The organism is Pseudomonas sp. zfem003, from assembly GCF_032621675.1.
GTDB lineage: Bacteria > Pseudomonadota > Gammaproteobacteria > Pseudomonadales > Pseudomonadaceae > Metapseudomonas > Metapseudomonas otitidis.
Window position 1 is genome coordinate 294,095 of sequence record NZ_JAVYJG010000009.1, and the last position, 15,467, is coordinate 309,561.

General features: G+C 68.9%; 10 protein-coding genes and 1 pseudogene. 1 reads left to right on the top strand and 10 read right to left on the bottom strand.

Annotated elements, in window-relative coordinates:
- Positions 1 to 3 precede the first annotated feature (3 nt).
- Together RTK35_RS22625 and RTK35_RS22630 are read right to left on the bottom strand one after the other, a co-directional pair.
- The gene (locus RTK35_RS22625) at positions 4 to 1,101 is read right to left on the bottom strand and encodes an ATP-binding protein (protein ID WP_044401704.1); all 1,098 of its coding nucleotides are present in this window, start codon (positions 1,099 to 1,101) and stop codon (positions 4 to 6) included.
- Positions 1,095 to 4,805, bottom strand: coding sequence for a DUF4132 domain-containing protein (locus RTK35_RS22630; protein ID WP_316909056.1), 3,711 nt, complete (start codon positions 4,803 to 4,805; stop codon positions 1,095 to 1,097). The genes RTK35_RS22625 and RTK35_RS22630 overlap by 7 nt, the downstream gene beginning before the upstream one ends.
- A gap of 375 nt (positions 4,806 to 5,180) precedes the next feature.
- Between RTK35_RS22630 and RTK35_RS22635 the strand changes: the two genes are divergently transcribed.
- Positions 5,181 to 6,272, top strand: a complete 1,092-nt coding sequence (locus RTK35_RS22635) for an ABC transporter substrate-binding protein (protein WP_373870841.1) — start codon at positions 5,181 to 5,183, stop codon at positions 6,270 to 6,272.
- 5 nt (positions 6,273 to 6,277) lie between these two features.
- Here the strand turns inward: RTK35_RS22635 and RTK35_RS22640 are convergent, their stop codons facing one another.
- The 8 genes and pseudogenes from RTK35_RS22640 to RTK35_RS22670 form a co-directional block, all read right to left on the bottom strand.
- On the bottom strand, positions 6,278 to 6,496 hold the full coding sequence (locus RTK35_RS22640; protein WP_044401713.1) for a DUF2970 domain-containing protein: 219 nt from the start codon (positions 6,494 to 6,496) through the stop codon (positions 6,278 to 6,280).
- 48 nt (positions 6,497 to 6,544) lie between these two features.
- The gene (locus tag RTK35_RS22645; RefSeq protein ID WP_316909057.1) at positions 6,545 to 7,585 is read right to left on the bottom strand and encodes an RNA methyltransferase; all 1,041 of its coding nucleotides are present in this window, start codon (positions 7,583 to 7,585) and stop codon (positions 6,545 to 6,547) included.
- Between the two features lie 53 nt (positions 7,586 to 7,638).
- On the bottom strand, positions 7,639 to 7,932 hold the full coding sequence (locus RTK35_RS22650) for a YceK/YidQ family lipoprotein (protein WP_107328948.1): 294 nt from the start codon (positions 7,930 to 7,932) through the stop codon (positions 7,639 to 7,641).
- A 74-nt stretch (positions 7,933 to 8,006) separates the two neighbouring features.
- Positions 8,007 to 9,140, bottom strand: a complete 1,134-nt coding sequence (locus tag RTK35_RS30650; RefSeq protein WP_371320963.1) for a methyl-accepting chemotaxis protein — start codon at positions 9,138 to 9,140, stop codon at positions 8,007 to 8,009.
- Between the two features lie 90 nt (positions 9,141 to 9,230).
- Positions 9,231 to 10,046, bottom strand: a pseudogene (locus RTK35_RS30655) (cache domain-containing protein); the annotation flags it as partial.
- 191 nt (positions 10,047 to 10,237) lie between these two features.
- Positions 10,238 to 13,960, bottom strand: a complete 3,723-nt coding sequence (gene metH, locus RTK35_RS22660) for a methionine synthase (protein WP_316909058.1) — start codon at positions 13,958 to 13,960, stop codon at positions 10,238 to 10,240.
- A 216-nt stretch (positions 13,961 to 14,176) separates the two neighbouring features.
- On the bottom strand, positions 14,177 to 14,650 hold the full coding sequence (locus RTK35_RS22665; RefSeq protein ID WP_316909059.1) for a hypothetical protein: 474 nt from the start codon (positions 14,648 to 14,650) through the stop codon (positions 14,177 to 14,179).
- A gap of 12 nt (positions 14,651 to 14,662) precedes the next feature.
- Positions 14,663 to 15,172, bottom strand: a complete 510-nt coding sequence (locus RTK35_RS22670; protein ID WP_279811038.1) for a hypothetical protein — start codon at positions 15,170 to 15,172, stop codon at positions 14,663 to 14,665.
- Between the last annotated feature and the right edge of the window lie 295 nt (positions 15,173 to 15,467).

A 15,467-nucleotide genomic window follows, 5' to 3' on the forward strand; every position in this document is an offset into this window, starting at 1 on the left:
GGCTCAGTCCCAGAGGCCCTTGCTGGCGTCGAAGAAGCGCTTCCAGTGGTCGTCGCGGCGGGCGCGCTCGCGCACCACGCTGTCCAGGTAGTGGCGCAGGCGGCGGGCGTCGTCCTGGCTGTCCTTGAACACCACGCCGAGCAGCTGGCGCGCCAGCTCGGCGGCGGTCAGGCGGCCGTCGCCCAGGTAGCGGGCCTCCAGGGCGGCGGCGTAGGCGACGCTGACCGCTTCGGCGGTGGACATCACCGCGTCCGGGGCCTTGATCGCCGTGCCTTCGCGGGTGCTGCCCTGGCGCAGCTCCTGGAACACGGTGACCAGCAGGGTGATGACGTCCCGCTCGACGGCGACCTTGCCGGCCTGCTCGCCCAGTTCGCGCTGCAGCTGGCGCATCACCAGCTCCACTTCGAATTCGCTGTCGGCGATGGGGCGCACCGTCTCGAAGTTGAAGCGGCGCTTGAGGGCGGCGGACATCTCGTGCACGCCGCGGTCGCGCAGGTTGGCGGTGGCGATCAGGTTGAAGCCGGGGCGGGCCAGCAGGCGGCCGCCTTCGCCCAGCTCGGGGATCATCATCTGCTTCTCGGAGAGCAGGGAGACGAGCACGTCCTGGATCTCCGGCGGGCAACGGGTGATCTCCTCGAAGCGCACCAGCTTGCCGGCCTGCATGCCCTGGTGCAGCGGGGAGGGCACCAGGGCGCGCGGGGTCGGTCCCTCGGCCAGCAGCAGGGCGTAGTTCCAGGAGTACTTGATGTGGTCCTCGGTGGTGCCGGCGGTGCCCTGGATGGTGAGGGTGGAGTCACCGCTGATGGCGGCGGCCAGCAGCTCGGAGAGCATCGACTTGGCGGTGCCCGGCTCGCCCACCAGCATCAGCCCCTGGCGGCCGAGCAGGGTGACGATGGCGCGGTCCACCAGGGCATCGTCGCCGTAGAACTTGCGGCTGATGCCCAGGGCGTCGTCACCGAGGATGAAGCGGCGCACCGAACGCGGCGAGCGCAGCCAGCCCGGGGGCAGGTCGGCGCCGGCCTGCTGGTCGGCTTCGCTCAGGCGCGCCAGTTCGTCGGCATGCAGGTGTTCGGCGCTGTGGCGCAAGGCGGTGCTTACCATGGTGTCTTCTTCTTCCACTGGGGATCAAAGCCGACGCAGGCGTCGGCGGCGGCGCGGTAGTCGGCGTAGGTCTCGGCCAGCAGCACGGGCGGGATCTCCGCCAGGGGCAGGCTCTCGCCGGTGGACCAGCGCTGGGCCATGCGTTCGTAGCTGAGGTGGGTGAGCGCGGCGGGGACGTTCTCTTCGGGCAGGCAGTTGCCGGTGAAGCCGATGCACACCCGCAGGCCCAGGCTGGAGAACTCCTTGAAGTAGTGGTCGAAGAAGCCCCCGTCCTCGGCGGCGGCGCGCTGGTAGCCGAGCTTGGTGAGGGTGCCGCGCAGGGTGAAGGTGTCGCTGAGCCAGCCGAGGCGGTCGGCGATGCGTTCGCCGCTGCCTTCGTCCTGCTCCGGCGCCTCGCTGGCGGTGGGCTCGGGCAGCATGCGGCTCATCTGGGCGAACAGCGGCTTGACCTTGTAGTCCTTGAAGTGGGCGGTCCAGGCCTTGGCGGTGTCGGCGTCCACCAGGGCGGCGTGGGCCAGGCGCACGCGGCGGGTTTCGTCCAGCTCGACCTCGTCGTCGTCGAGGTCGATCAGGCTGCCGTCCTCGGTGGGGCGGAACAGGCGCAGGGCGCCGTCCTCGGCCACTTCGGCCCAGACCAGGCGCTGCACCAGGTGGGTGACCACCGGGTGGCGCTGCAGGTACTCGCGCCACTCGCCGGCAGGCCACAGGCGCTCGGCGCACATGGCTTCGTAGAGGCGCTGGGTCTGCAGCTCGATGACCTGCTTGAGCTCCTTCTTGCTGGTGGAGAGCTGGGTCTTGGCTTCCTTGATCAGCGCCGGGTCGTCGCTCTTGCGCGGCTCGGGCAGGGCCTTGACCACCTTGTCGTCGGGGTTGCGCAGCTCCAGCTTGAGGGCGCCGTCCAGGCGCGCGGTGAACAGGCGCTCGCCGTACTGCAGGTTGAGCACGCCCTGTTCGTCGAAGCCGGCGCTGGGGATGGTGCGGTCGGCCAGTTCATCGGCACTCCAGCCGTTGCGCTGGGCGATCTGCTCCACCAGCACGCGGGCCAGGGCCTGGACCGAGGCGGTGCGGTGGCGGCGGGCGACGGCCAGCAGCAGCTGGATCACCAGCGGGTCGTTGCTGTTGGCGGCGGCGCTGAGCAGCGCCTCGACCTGGGCGCGGCGCTGGTAGTGGTCGCGCATGTAGGCCTGCAGCAGGCTGACCAGCTCGTGGCCGGCCATGGCCCAGGTGAGGGCGAGGATGCCCTTGTCGGCGATGGCGCTGCCCAGGTAGATGGACAGGTGCTCGCGCTTGAGAATCTCGAAGGCCTGCTCCTGGGTGATGTCGGCGTACTCGGGGGACCACTTGGCCCAGGCCTGGTAGCTCTGCATGCGTTGGGCGAGGTTGGCCTGGGCGTGGGCGATGGCCTCCTCCTGGCTCGGGTGGCGGGTGTCCTGGGCGATGAAGCCCAGCAGCAGGGCCTTGCCCAACGCTGCCCGGCTGGCCGGGGCCAGCAGCTCCAGGTAGCGGTTGAGCAGGGCGTTGCCGGCCGGCTCCTTGAGTTTGCAGGCGAGCACCACCCACCAGCGCACGATCTCCGGCTCCACTGCGCTGCCGTCCAGCCACTGGCAGGCGGGCAGCCGGTCCAGGTCGAGCCAGGCCAGGCTGGCCGGGGCCTTGCCCTGCAGGCCCTTGCGCGCTTCAGCGAGCAGTACGGCGGGGGCGAGGTGGCCGCTGATGTCGTCGCCCAGGGCTTCCAGGGCGGTGAGCAGGGCGGCGCGCACGGTCTCGCGCTTTTCCTTGGCCAGGGCGGCCTTGAGCGCGGGGACGGCTTCGGGGCGGCCCAGGCGTTGCAGCCATTCGGCGGCGAGGGTGCGGATCTCCTGCTTGCTGGAGGCCAGGGCCTCGATGGCGCGCTCGGCGATGTCGGGCAGGGTTTCCAGCAGGCGCTGGGCTTCGCTGCGGTTGGTCTTGCTGGCGCCCAGGGCCAGTTCCAGCAGCACCGGGATCAGCCGTTTCGGCAGCACCGGGAAGCGCTCCAGCAGGCTGAGGGCGGTGGGCACGTCGAACTCGGTGCGGCCATGGTTGGGGCGCAGGCCGAAGGCCTCTTCGAGGAACTGCGGGTGCTCGGCGAAGAACGGCCAGACGCGGTCGGGGTCGAGCTGGGCCAGCGGCGAGTTCCAGCCGAAGCACAGGCCGGCGGTCTCGCGCTCAGGCTCTTCGCTGCCGCAGCGGCGCAGGGCGTCGGCCAGGGTGCGCAGGTCGAGACGGCGCAGGGCGTCGCCCTTGAGCCACTGCATGAGCTGGTAGGCGTTGAAGTAGCGGCGGCGGGTCACCCGCAGGGCGTGCAGCAGGTTGACGTCGGCGCTGGCGGCCAGGCGGCCACGGTAGGCGAGCACGTCGTCGAGGCCGTCGGAGAGCTTGCGGCTCTTGCCGTTGAGGAAGTCGAGGGCGGCCTGCAGGTCCTTGTCGGTCAGGGCCTTGAGCTTCTTGTAGGCCTTCTGCTGCCAGTCCCACTTGCGCTTGTGTTCCAGGTTGCCGCGGATCTCTTCCTCGGCGGAGAGGCGGCTCTCCTCCAGCAGTTCGGTGAGGTTGCGGCGCAGCAGGTCGAGGGTGGTGGCCCCCAGTTCCACGTCGGGGCAGCGCTCGTAGTCGCCGGCCTCCGGCAGCACCTGTTCCTCGGCGCTGGACTGGCTGTCCAGGCGGGCCATGGCGCTGGCCAGGGCCTGCTGCACAGGCTTGGAGGTTTCCTCGGCCAGGCGCGCCTGGAGGATCGCCCGCGCGCCCTCGCCGCTGCGGGCGAGGAGGTCGGCGGCCAGGGTGCGTTCGCTGCTGCTGCCGGTCGCCAGCAGGAGGCCGAGCTGTTCCAGCTTGACGTCCTGGGGCAGGGTTTCCACGTGCGGGCCGGCGGCGGCGCGCACGGTCTTGGCGCTGTTCACCGCGAGGCGCACGAGGATGTCGGCGTAGGCCGCGGCCAGGCGCGGGTGGGGGCCGATCAGGCCCACCAGGGACAGGTTGCCGCTGGCCGAGAGGCGGGCCGGCAGGGCGCGGGTGGCCTCGGGGTGCTGCAGCAGGTGGTCGGCCAGGTCGGGCAGGCGCAGCAGGGCGTTGAGGTCGCGCCAGTGGTAGTCGCCGAGGTCGCGGCGGTCCAGCACCAGCAGCGGGGCGTCGTCGCCGGGCAGGTCGTCCACCGCCAGCAGGCGCGTGAACAGGTCGAGGGTCCAGTGCTGGCGCAGGTCGCTGCTGATCTTGCTGCCGAAGTCCTTGCGGGTGGTGTGCAGGGCGTCGACCACCAGGTAGATGAACCAGTCGGGCACCTGGGCGATGCGGGTGAGGTTGACGCCCTGGCAGGCGGCGGCCAGCACCTTGCCGAAACGGGCCAGGGCGACGACATCGGGTTCGGCGCCGATCACGTAGAGGCGGGTGCGTGCATTGGTCGCGGCGTTGATGCGCTTCTTGTGCTTCTGGGCGTCGTTGCGCAGGTTGCCCGAGGGGTACCACCAGCCGAGGGTGGCGGGCTGATCGAGGAGGACGGCGGCTTCTTCGCCATTGAGCCGGGACAGCTCGGCGAGGACCTGTTCCTCCCGCCCGCTGAGGACGAAGGCGGCGGCACGGGCGGCCAGGCCCGGCGCCAGGATGTCCAGCACCTCGAGGCTTTCGGCGACGTGCTTGGCGAAGGGGGTGGTGGGGGCGGTGATGCCGAGCTTTTCCAGCAGTGTCTGCAGCATGGGGAGGGCCTGTCCTTGGAATGCGAGGCGCCGATGTTAAAACATCGGGCCGGTCGCTCGCCTGCTCGCGCGCAGGGTTTGCTGGCTGGCGCAAGTTTTCCTTCCGACGGCCTGCCTTGAGGGCCTGTCGGGGCTGGTCTTAACTGCTGGAGCGTGCCCATCCATAACCACAAGAAGGGGTTGCCATGAACGAGCCTATCCAGCACCCGGGCGGGGACAGCCGCGCGGACGCCATCGCCATCTTCTGCCTGATCCTGATCGTCGTCTCCACCGCGGTGTTCTGGGTGAGCCACCAGTAGACGGACCCAGCGAGGCGGCGGGGCAGGGCAGGCGTGGCGCGGGTATACTGCGGCGCATTCGACGAACAGGTTCTCCTTGATGCCCTTCCTGCGTTCCCTGGCCCTGTGCGTGGGCCTGCTCTGTTGTGGCCTGGCGCAGGCCGCCTCCGTCGTGTTCCTCAACCCCGGTCGTAGCGACGAGCCGTTCTGGCGCAGCTACGCCGATTTCATGCAGGCCGCCGCCGATGACTTGGGGATGGACCTGCGCATCGAATTCGCCGAGCGCGACAACGCGCGCATGCTGCGCCAGGCCCGGGCGATCCTGCAGGGGCCGGAAGCCCAGCGCCCCGACTACCTGGTGTTCGTCAACGAGCAATACGCCGCGCCGGAGATCCTCCGCCTGGGGCAGGGCAGCGGCGTTCGCCTGTTCACCGTCAACAGCACCCTCACCGACGAGCAGCGTGAGCTGACCGGTGGCCCGCGCGAGCGCTACAGCAACTGGATCGGCAGCCTGGTGCCCAATGACGAGGAGGCTGGCGCGCTGATGGCCGAGGAGCTGATCCGCCAGCAGCGCCGCCTGCAGCCCCAGGGAACCATCGAGATGCTGGCGTTCTCCGGGGTAAAGCAGACGCCTGCTGCGCGCTTTCGCGAGGCCGGGCTGCGCCGGGTGCTGGCCGCCAACCCGGATGTGCGACTGCGGCAGCTGGTGTACGCGGAGTGGGACCGGGGCCGCGCCTTCGAGCAGGCCAGCCAGCTGCTGCCGCGTTATCCGCGGGTCAGCCTGATCTGGGCCGCCAACGATGAGATGGCCTTTGGCGCCATGCGTGCCGCCGATGCGCTGGGCCCGCTGGTGCGTGGGCGCCTGCATGTTTCCGCGTTGAACAATTCGCCGGAGGTGCTGCAGGCGCGCATCGACGGGCGCGTGGACGTGCTGGTGGGTGGGCACTTCACCCTGGGGGGCTGGGCGCTGGTGATGCTGGCGGATTACGACGCCGGGCTGGATTTCGCCCGCTACGGTGGTGTCGACCAGCATGCCCGGCTGTTCACCCGGCTGGATGTGCAGCAGGCGCGCCGGCTGCTGGCGCACATCCGCCAGCCGGGCTACGGGGTTCGCTTCCGCGATTTCGGCGCTCGGGGCAATCCCGGGTTCTCCGGCTACCGCTTCTCCCTGGCGCCGCTGCTGGACTGAGGCGGCTACAGGCCGGCCAGGTGCAGCACCAGCTTCACCACGCCGAACAGCATCAGCGCGAACACCAGGGTGAACAGCACGCCCAGCAGGATGAAGTGGCTGGGCTTGCCCCGGCTGAAATCACGGGCGCGGTTCTTGCCGCTCTGCACCCCGAACGCCGCAGCGGCGACGCTGTGGAGCATTTCGCGAAAGGTCAGTGGGCGGTCTTGCTGTGGGTCGTCCATGGGGCACCTCCTGCTGCAAGCGTAGGTGCTTTCCATGGAATTGCCGGGTCAGGAGGCGGGGGAATGCAGCCGGCGGGTGTTGACCCGCTCTACGGCGCGGGCGCGCAGTTGGCCGCAGCCACCTTCCACGTCCTGGCCGGCGGAGTTGCGCACCTTGGTCAGCACGCCGTTGCGGTGCAGGTAGTGCACCAGCTCGACGATGCGCTCGCCGCTGGGGCGGTTGTAGTCGTCGACTTCCAGGCTGTTGTAGGGGATCAGGTTCATCACCGCGTACTTGCCCTTGAGCAGGCGCAGGATGCCTTCGGCCTCTTCGAGGCTGTCGTTGATGCCTTCGAGCAGGGTCCACTGGTACTGGATGGGGTAGCCGACCTGGCGGGCGTAGGTCTCGCCCAGTTCCACCAGCTCGTCCGGGGCGATGCGCGGGGCCTTCGGCAGCAGTTGCTCGCGGACCTCGGCCTTGCTGCTGTGCAGTGACAAGGCGAGGGCGGGCTTGACCCGCAGGTGCGGCAGACGCTCGAACACGCGGGGATCACCGACGGTGGAGAACACCAGGTTCTTGTGGCCGATATCGCCGAGGGTGCCGAGCAGGTCGATGGCTTCCAGTACGTTGTCCAGGTTGTGGGCGGGCTCGCCCATGCCCATGAACACCACCTTCCTGACCTTGCGGTAGCGCCGCGCGAGCACCACCTGGGCGACGATTTCCAGGCTGGAGACCTGGCGCAGCAGGCCGCTCTTGCCGGTCATGCAGAACACGCAACCCACGGCGCACCCCACCTGGCTGGAGACGCACAGGCCGTCCCGCGGGAGCAGCACGCTCTCCACCATCTGCCCGTCGCCCAGGCCTACCAGCAGGCGGGCCGAGCCGTCGCCACCGGGGTGTTCGGAGCGCAGGCGCGCCAGGCCGTCGAGGGTTTCGGTGAGGGCGGGCAGGGCTTCGCGCACCCGCAGCGGCAGGAAGTCGTCGGCCTGCTGGCGTGGGCGGCCGCTGTCCAGGGGTTTGCCCTGTAGCCAGGCACGCAGCATCCGATCCCGGTGGATGGGCTTGGCGCCAAGGGCGGCGAGCTGTTGGTCGAGGTCGTGGATACGCATGGGGCGCGCATCCTACCACCGGCTTGGGCGCTTAAGTAGGGGCGCCGGGGGCTTCAGCGCTCGGCGGCGATGTCGTGGGGCAGCAGGGCGACATCCACCACCAGGTCCACCGGCACCGAGACCACGGTGGCGACCGGGCAGATCAGCGACATCCAGCAGACGGTGCTCATGGGGAAGGAGCCTTCGTCCAGATTGCCGGTGAGCAACTGCACGTCGCCCTGGGTGCTGCGGAAGTAGTCGGCATCCACCAGGTGGACGTCCTGGCTGCGGGCGAGGATGGAGCCACAGCCGCCGAGCAGGGCGGCGATCAGGGCGAGGCCTGCAAGGCGGCCTGTGGGGAAGGGCATGGTTGGGTCTCGGCGGCGAAGAAAGCGGGAGCCTAGCAGCTCCCGCTTCGCTTCGGTGGGCACCGTTCGCAGTCTCAGCGACCGCGGCTCAGCTCGGCCAGACGGCTGGCGGCGTCCTGCACGGAGTGGCCGAGGGCGTCGAGGTCCACGGCGTCGCGGGCGTTCTCCTCGCTGGCGGAGTGGATGCGCACGGCCAGTTCGTTGATCTCCTGGGTGACGTGGCTCTGCTGCTGGGCGGCGACGGCGATCTGCTGGGCGCGCTGGGAGATGTCGTCGAAGCTCTGCACCGTGGCCGACAGGCTGCTGGCGGCGCCTTCGGCTTCCTCCACGGCGTGGCGGGTGCGCGCCTCGCCGGCCTGCATGGCCTGCACCGCCTGGCGCGAGGCCTGCTGGAGGTTGGCGATCATGCCGCTGATCTCGTTGGCCGAGCTCTGGGTCTTGCCGGCCAGGGAGCGCACCTCGTCGGCCACCACGGCGAAGCCCCGGCCCTGTTCGCCGGCCCGGGCTGCCTCGATGGCGGCGTTGAGGGCCAGCAGGTTGGTCTGTTCGGAGATGGCCTTGATCACGTCCAGCACGGCGCCGACCTGCTGGCTGTCCTGCTCCAGCTGGGTGATCACGGCGGCGGCGCTGGCCATCTCGCCGGCCAGGGCCTGGATGGCGCGGCTGTTGGCGGCCACCTTGTCCTGGCCCTGGCGCACCACGCTCTGGGAGCGCTGGGCGGTGTCGGCGCAGTCGTTGGTGTTCTGTGCCACTTCCTGGGCGCTGGAGGACATCTGGGTGATGGCGGTGGCCAACTGGGTGTTCTCCTGGCGCTGCTGCTCGGCCCGTTGCAGCAGGGCGCTGCTCAGGCGGCCGAGGCTGCCGGCCTCGTCACGCAGGCGCTGGGATTCGCTGGCGATGCTCTGCAGCATGCCCTGCAGGCGCCCGGCGTACTGGTTGACCGCCTGGCGCAGCTGGCCGATCTCGTCGTCGCGTAGCACGCTGAGGGCGCCGCCCTGGCCGGACTGGCCATTGCCGAGGGCCTGGATCTGCGCGGTGGTCTCGCCGATCTGCTCCAGCAGTTTGCGCCCGGCCAGCCAGACGAACAGCAGCAGCAGGCCCAGCACCGGCAGCAGGAAGGCCAGCAGCTCATAGGTCAGCGCGCGAGCCAGGCCGGTGACGCGAGCCTGGGGGGTGACCAGCCCGACCACCCAGCCGGTTTGCGGCATGCGGAACAGGTTGGCCTGGACGGTGGTGTCGAGTACGGCGTCGGCGTCCAGCTGCACGCTGGAGTGGCCGTCGGCGGCGGCCTTGCGGCGGGCCTCCTGCAAGGGCGCGAGCCAGGCCTCGCGGCTGGCCAGGTCGTCGAACTTCTGCATGGTCACGTCCTGGCCGAGGGGGAAGAACAGGACGTTGCCGGCCTGGTCCAGGGCGAAGGCGTAGCCGCCGGTAACCGTGCCCTGTTCCTTGAGGAAACGGGCCAGGTCGTCCAGGCGCAGGTCGATGGTGCTGACGCCGGCGAAGCGGCCCTGCAATTGGTAGGGCACGCTGCAGGTGACCATGGGCACCTTGCTGACCGGGTCCTGGTAGGCCTCTGACCAGACGCAGGCATTGCCGGCGGCGCTGCGGGCGCCGGTGTACCAGGCGTCGTTGTGGTAGCCGGGGCCGTCGGGCTTGTTGTAGTCGTCGGAGTAATCCAGGGCGCCGCTGGTGTTGCGTGCCCAGAAGAAGCTGCGGCGCTCGGTGCCGCTGGTGAAGGCATTGGGTTCCGGCCAGATGCCGCCGCCGGCGATGGCGGCGTCGCCGCTGTTGTCGATCAGCGGCGGGTAGGTGGTGCGGTAGAGCGCCTCGTCATGGGGCAGGGTCTGGGCCAGGTGGGCCATGCTCACCGCCAGCCCCTGGATGCCGGTGAGCTGCAGGCCGAGCTGGCGCACGATGGCACTGCCGGTCTGTTCGATCAGGGCGTTGCTCTCGGCGACGACGCGGGGCTGGCCGCGCAGCACCATCACGGCGAACACCGCAAGGGCGGTCAGCAACAGCAGGAGGATGGCGCCTAGGGTCAGGCGGGTGGAAATACGATCAGGCAGCAGCGACATGCAGGTACTCCTCGTTTCCCGGTCTCGAAGGGGAGCCATGGGGCTCCCGGGCCGCACAGATCAGCATGCAAGCGCAATGCCTGGCCAGCGGGCCCGCCTGTTTTGGCTATCGGCGTTTTCGGAAACTGCTCCAGCCCGAAGGGACGGACGGTCGCGAGGGGGCGAGGCAGGGGGAAGGAGAGAGGAGGGTGGAATGAAGACAGGGCGCCCATGGGCGCCCTGTCGATGGCTCAGTTGTCGTAGCCCAGGTTGGGTGCCAGCCAGCGCTCGCTGACCGTCTGCTCCTGGCCCTTGCGCTTGCTGTACTGCTCGATCTGGTCGCGCTCGACCTTGCCGACGGCGAAGTACTGCGCCTCGGGGTGGGCGAAGTACCAGCCGGACACGGCGGCAGCCGGGAACATGGCGAAGTGCTCGGTGAGGAACACGCCGCTCTGGCCGGGCTTGCCGAAGTCGGCGGTCGGGTCCAGCAGGCGGAACAGGGTGGCTTTCTCGGTGTGGTCCGGGCAGGCCGGGTAGCCGGGGGCGGGGCGGATGCCCTTGTACTGCTCCTTGATCAGGGCTTCGTTGTCCAGCTGCTCATCGGCTGCGTAGCCCCAGTACTCCTTGCGCACGCGCTCGTGCAGCCATTCGGCGCAGGCCTCGGCCAGGCGGTCGGCCAGGGCCTTGACCATGATGGCGCTGTAGTCGTCGCCCTTGGCTTCGTACTGCTTGGCCAGCTCCTCGGCGCCGATGCCGGCGGTGGTGATGAAGCCGCCGACGTAGTCGGTGACGCCGCTTTCCTTCGGTGCGACGAAGTCGGCCAGGCTGAGGTTCGGCTTGCCATCGGGCTTGATGGTCTGCTGGCGCAGGTGGTGCAGGACGGCCAGCGGTTTGCCCTGCTCGTCGCGCACTTCGATGTCGTCGTGGTTGACCTGGCTGGCGGGCCAGAAGCCGAACACCGCGCGGGCCTTGATCAGTTTCTGCTCGATGAGCGACTTCAGCATGGCCTGGGCGTCGGCGAACAGCGCGGTAGCGGCTTCGCCCACCACTTCGTCGGTGAGGATGCGCGGGTACTTGCCGGCCAGGTCCCAGGAGATGAAGAAGGGCGTCCAGTCGATGTACTCGGCCAGCACCGCCAGGTCGATGTCTTCCAGCACGCGCACGCCGGTGAAGCTGGGCTTGGGCGCTCGGTAGCCGGTCCAGTCGAAGGCCGGTTTGTTGGCGATGGCGTCGGCATAGGCCAGGCGCTCGGTACGGGCGGCGCGGTTGGCGGTGCGTTCACGGACCTCGGCGTAGTCGACGCGGGTCTTCTCGATGAACTCAGGCTTGAGCTCCTTGGACAGCAGGCTGGTGGCCACGCCCACGGCGCGGGAGGCGTCGGTGACGTAGACCACGGCGTCGTTGCTGTACTGCGGCTCGATCTTCACCGCTGTGTGGGCCTTGGAGGTGGTGGCGCCGCCGATCATCAGCGGCAGCTGGAAGCCCTGGCGCTGCATCTCGCGGGCGACGTGGACCATCTCGTCCAGGGAGGGGGTGATCAGCCCGGAGAGGCCGATGATGTCGCACTTCTCCTCGCGGGCGACCTGGAGGATCTTCTCCGCCGGCACCATCACGCCGAGGTCGACGATGTCGTAGCCGTTGCAGCCAAGCACCACGCCGACGATGTTCTTGCCGATGTCGTGGACGTCGCCCTTGACCGTGGCCATGAGGATCTTGCCCTTGGCCTCGGGCTTGTCGCCCTTCTCCGCTTCGATGAAGGGGATCAGGTGGGCCACGGCCTGCTTCATCACGCGGGCGGACTTGACCACCTGGGGCAGGAACATCTTGCCGGCGCCGAACAGGTCGCCGACCACGTTCATGCCGGCCATCAGCGGGCCTTCGATGACTTCGATGGGGCGCGCGCACTGCTGGCGGCACTCCTCGGTATCTTCGACGATGAAGGCGGTGATGCCCTTGACCAGGGCGTGCTCCAGGCGCTTGGTCACCGGGTAGCTGCGCCATTCCTCGTCTTCGGCTTCCTTGACGGCGCCGCCGCCCCGGTAGTTTTCGGCGATGGCCAGCAGCGCCTCGGTGCTGCCTTCGTGGCGGTTGAGCACCACGTCCTCGACCTTCTCGCGCAGCTCGGCGGGGATCTCGTCGTAGATCTCCAGCTGGCCGGCGTTGACGATGCCCATGGTCAGGCCGTTGCGGATGGCGTGGTAGAGGAAGACCGAGTGGATGGCTTCGCGCACCGGGTTGTTGCCGCGGAACGAGAACGAGACGTTGGAGACGCCGCCGGAGGAGAGCGCATGGGGCAGCTCGTCGCGGATGTAGGCGCAGGCCTCGATGAAGTCGACGGCGTAGTTGTTGTGCTCTTCGATGCCGGTGGCGACGGCGAAGATGTTCGGGTCGAAGATGATGTCTTCCGGCGGGAAGCCCACTTCATTGACCAGGATGTCGTAGCTGCGCTTGCAGATTTCCTTCTTGCGCGCGGCGGTGTCGGCCTGGCCGACCTCGTCGAAGGCCATCACCACCACGGCGGCACCGTAGCGCTTGCACAGGCGGGCGTGGTGCTTGAACTGCTCGACGCCTTCCTTCATGGAGATGGAGTTGACGATGCCCTTGCCCTGGATGCACTTGAGGCCGGCTTCGATCACCTCCCACTTGGAGGAGTCGATCATGATCGGCACGCGGGAGATGTCGGGCTCGCCGGCGATCAGGTTGAGGAAGGTGACCATGGCCGCCTTCGAGTCGAGCATGCCCTCGTCCATGTTGATGTCGATCACCTGGGCGCCGGCTTCCACCTGCTGCAGGGCGACGTCGAGGGCTTCGGTGTAGTTCTCCTCGCGGATCAGGCGGGCGAACTTGGCGCTGCCGGTGATGTTGGTGCGCTCGCCGACGTTCACGAACAGCGAGTCGCGGGAGAGGGTGAAGGGCTCCAGGCCCGACAGGCGGCAGGCCTTGGGAATGTCCGGCAGGGCGCGGGGCTTGTGCTTGGCCACGGCCTCGGCGATAGCCTGGATGTGCGGCGGCGTGGTGCCGCAGCAGCCGCCGACGATGTTCAGCAGGCCACTGGCGGCGAACTCTTCCACCACGGCAGCCATTTCCGCCGGGGTCTCGTCGTATTCGCCGAAGGCGTTGGGCAGGCCGGCGTTGGGGTGGGCGGAGACGTGGGTCTCGGCCTTGGCCGCCAGCTCCGCCAGGTAGGGGCGCAGCTCCTTGGCGCCGAGGGCGCAGTTCAGGCCCACGGAGATCGGCCTGGCGTGGCGCACCGAGTTCCAGAACGCTTCGGTGGTCTGCCCGGAGAGGGTGCGGCCGGAGGCGTCGGTGATGGTGCCGGAGATCATGATCGGCAGTTCGACGCCGTCTTCCTCGAACACCTGCTGCACGGCGAAGATCGCCGCCTTGGCGTTGAGGGTGTCGAAGATGGTCTCGATCAGAATCAGGTCCGCGCCGCCTTCGATCAGGCCACGGGTCGCCTCGGTGTAGTTCTCCACCAGCTCGTCGAAGGTGACGTTGCGGTAGCCGGGGTTGTTCACGTCCGGGGAGATGGAGCAGGTGCGGCTGGTGGGGCCGAGGACGCCGGCGACGAAGCGCGGGCGGTCCGGGGTTTCCAGGGTCTTGGCATCGGCCACCTGGCGGGCCACGCGGGCGCCGGCGACGTTCAGTTCGTACACCAGCGCTTCCATGCCGTAGTCGGCCTGGGACACGCGGGTGGCGTTGAAGGTGTTGGTCTCGAGGATGTCGGCGCCGGCATCCAGGTAGGCGCGCTCGATCTCGGCGATCACCTGCGGCTGGCTCAGCAGCAGCAGGTCGTTGTTGCCCTTCACGTCGCTGGGCCAGTCGGCGAAGCGCGCGCCGCGGTAGTCCTCCTCCTGCAGCTTGTAGCTCTGGATCATGGTGCCCATGCCGCCATCGAGGATCAGGATGCGTTCCTTGAGGGCTTGCTGGAGGGCGTTGAGGCGTGCGCCACGATCGGTGAGCGTGCTGGACATGAGGGACCTGTCTGGCTGGGCGGAAAAAGGGCGCCGATCATAACAAAGATGAAGGGTTTACGGCCTGTGCCGCCTGGAACATGAATGTGGCTCATGTTGGCGGTGGGGTGTAGGCCTCTGGTAGGCCGGGCGCGCGGGATTCAGCGGGGGACGGCCGGAAACGGCCCGGAAGGCGGGCGCCGTGGATGAGGGGGGATCATCCACGGCGTGGCGGGCTTACTTGGCGCAGCTGACGGTTTCGTACACGAAGTACTTCACCAGGTCGCGGTCGGTGCGGTTCCACACCTCGCCGACCGAACGCACGCCCTGGCTCTGGCCCACCGGGCCGGCGATGCTGCCGCACCAGCAGCGCGGGTAGGTGCCGCGGTACAGGGTGCCGCCGATGACCACGGCGACGTGGCCGTTGTTGCGCGTGGGGTTGTGGTCGCTGCCTTTCAGACCGGCGATCACGAACCAGCCCTGGGAGGCCTTCTGCGCGGCTTCCGCGCCGCTCTTCAGCTCCTTCCAGCCGCTGGCCTGGGGCAGGCCGGACATGATGGCGTCGGCATTGCCGGCGGGGATCGGCACGTTGAGGGCGGCGGCAACCGACTGGAGGAAGCCGGAGCAGTTGTTCTTGTTCTTGGTGCCGGCGATGAAGCTTTCATCCCAGGCGGCCGTGCAGGCGTTGACGATGCAGGTATCGAGGCTCATTGACGTTCCCTATCAGGGTTTGCAGAACGGTTGGACGGGTTGGCGCGCCTGCTTCTTGCAGCTGCCGAGCGAGTCGCCGTCGCACTGGCTGCCCAGCACCAGCTGCTCGCCCACCACGGCGGCGCGCTTGCCGGAGACGTCCAGGCGGTGGACGGCCTTGCAGGTGGCGGTGTCGTAGGCCACCAGTTCGCTGTTGGAGCCGCTGTACTCGAAAGTCACCAGGCGCTTCTCGTCACGGCTCAGGTACAGGGGTTCACGGGCCCAGATGCCACCGTCCTCGATGTTGCAGCCCTTGCCGCTGGCGGTGTCGCGCAGCACCACGGGGGGCTCGGGGAAGGCATCCGGCTCTTTGATCTCGGGGTTCTCGTTGGTGAAGCTGACCTCCAGGTGCTGGCCCTTGCCGACGAAGACGTTCGGCGCTGCGGCGCTGGCACTGAGGGTGAGCGGCGCGAAACCGCAATCGGCGGCCTGGGTGCAGGCACAGAGGAACAGGGCGGCAAGGCCACCGGCGAGGGCTTTCATGACGATCTCCTGTGGAGCATGCAATGGGGTGGCGACCCTCGGGGTGCGGCCGGGTGGCGAGCGGGCGTGGTGCCCGTCGACGTCCCTGTGGCTGCGCCGACTGTCCCTGATGGTCCGGCGTGGCGCGAAGGATACGCCTGACGCCGTGTACGGAAAATGACGCGGTTCACGGATGCGACGGCCTGCAGGGTGCCGCTTGACGGCGTGTCAACCGGCGCCGTGCGGGCCTGACAACTCCGGGACTGCCTCGCTCCGCTTGGCGCGGAATACTGGGCCCGTTCTTCCAACAAACCAG

Excerpts from the sequence above, each read along its gene's own strand:
- RTK35_RS22625 (WP_044401704.1), bottom strand. The coding sequence starts at position 1,101 with ATGGTAAGCACCGCCTTGCGCCACAGCGCCGAACACCTGCATGCCGAC.
- RTK35_RS22630 (WP_316909056.1), bottom strand. The coding sequence starts at position 4,805 with ATGCTGCAGACACTGCTGGAAAAGCTCGGCATCACCGCCCCCACCACC.
- RTK35_RS22640 (WP_044401713.1), bottom strand. The coding sequence starts at position 6,496 with ATGGACGACCCACAGCAAGACCGCCCACTGACCTTTCGCGAAATGCTC.
- RTK35_RS22645 (WP_316909057.1), bottom strand. The coding sequence starts at position 7,585 with ATGCGTATCCACGACCTCGACCAACAGCTCGCCGCCCTTGGCGCCAAG.
- RTK35_RS22650 (WP_107328948.1), bottom strand. The coding sequence starts at position 7,932 with ATGCCCTTCCCCACAGGCCGCCTTGCAGGCCTCGCCCTGATCGCCGCC.
- RTK35_RS30650 (WP_371320963.1), bottom strand. The coding sequence starts at position 9,140 with ATGCCGCAAACCGGCTGGGTGGTCGGGCTGGTCACCCCCCAGGCTCGC.
- metH (WP_316909058.1), bottom strand. The coding sequence starts at position 13,960 with ATGTCCAGCACGCTCACCGATCGTGGCGCACGCCTCAACGCCCTCCAG.
- RTK35_RS22665 (WP_316909059.1), bottom strand. The coding sequence starts at position 14,650 with ATGAGCCTCGATACCTGCATCGTCAACGCCTGCACGGCCGCCTGGGAT.
- RTK35_RS22670 (WP_279811038.1), bottom strand. The coding sequence starts at position 15,172 with ATGAAAGCCCTCGCCGGTGGCCTTGCCGCCCTGTTCCTCTGTGCCTGC.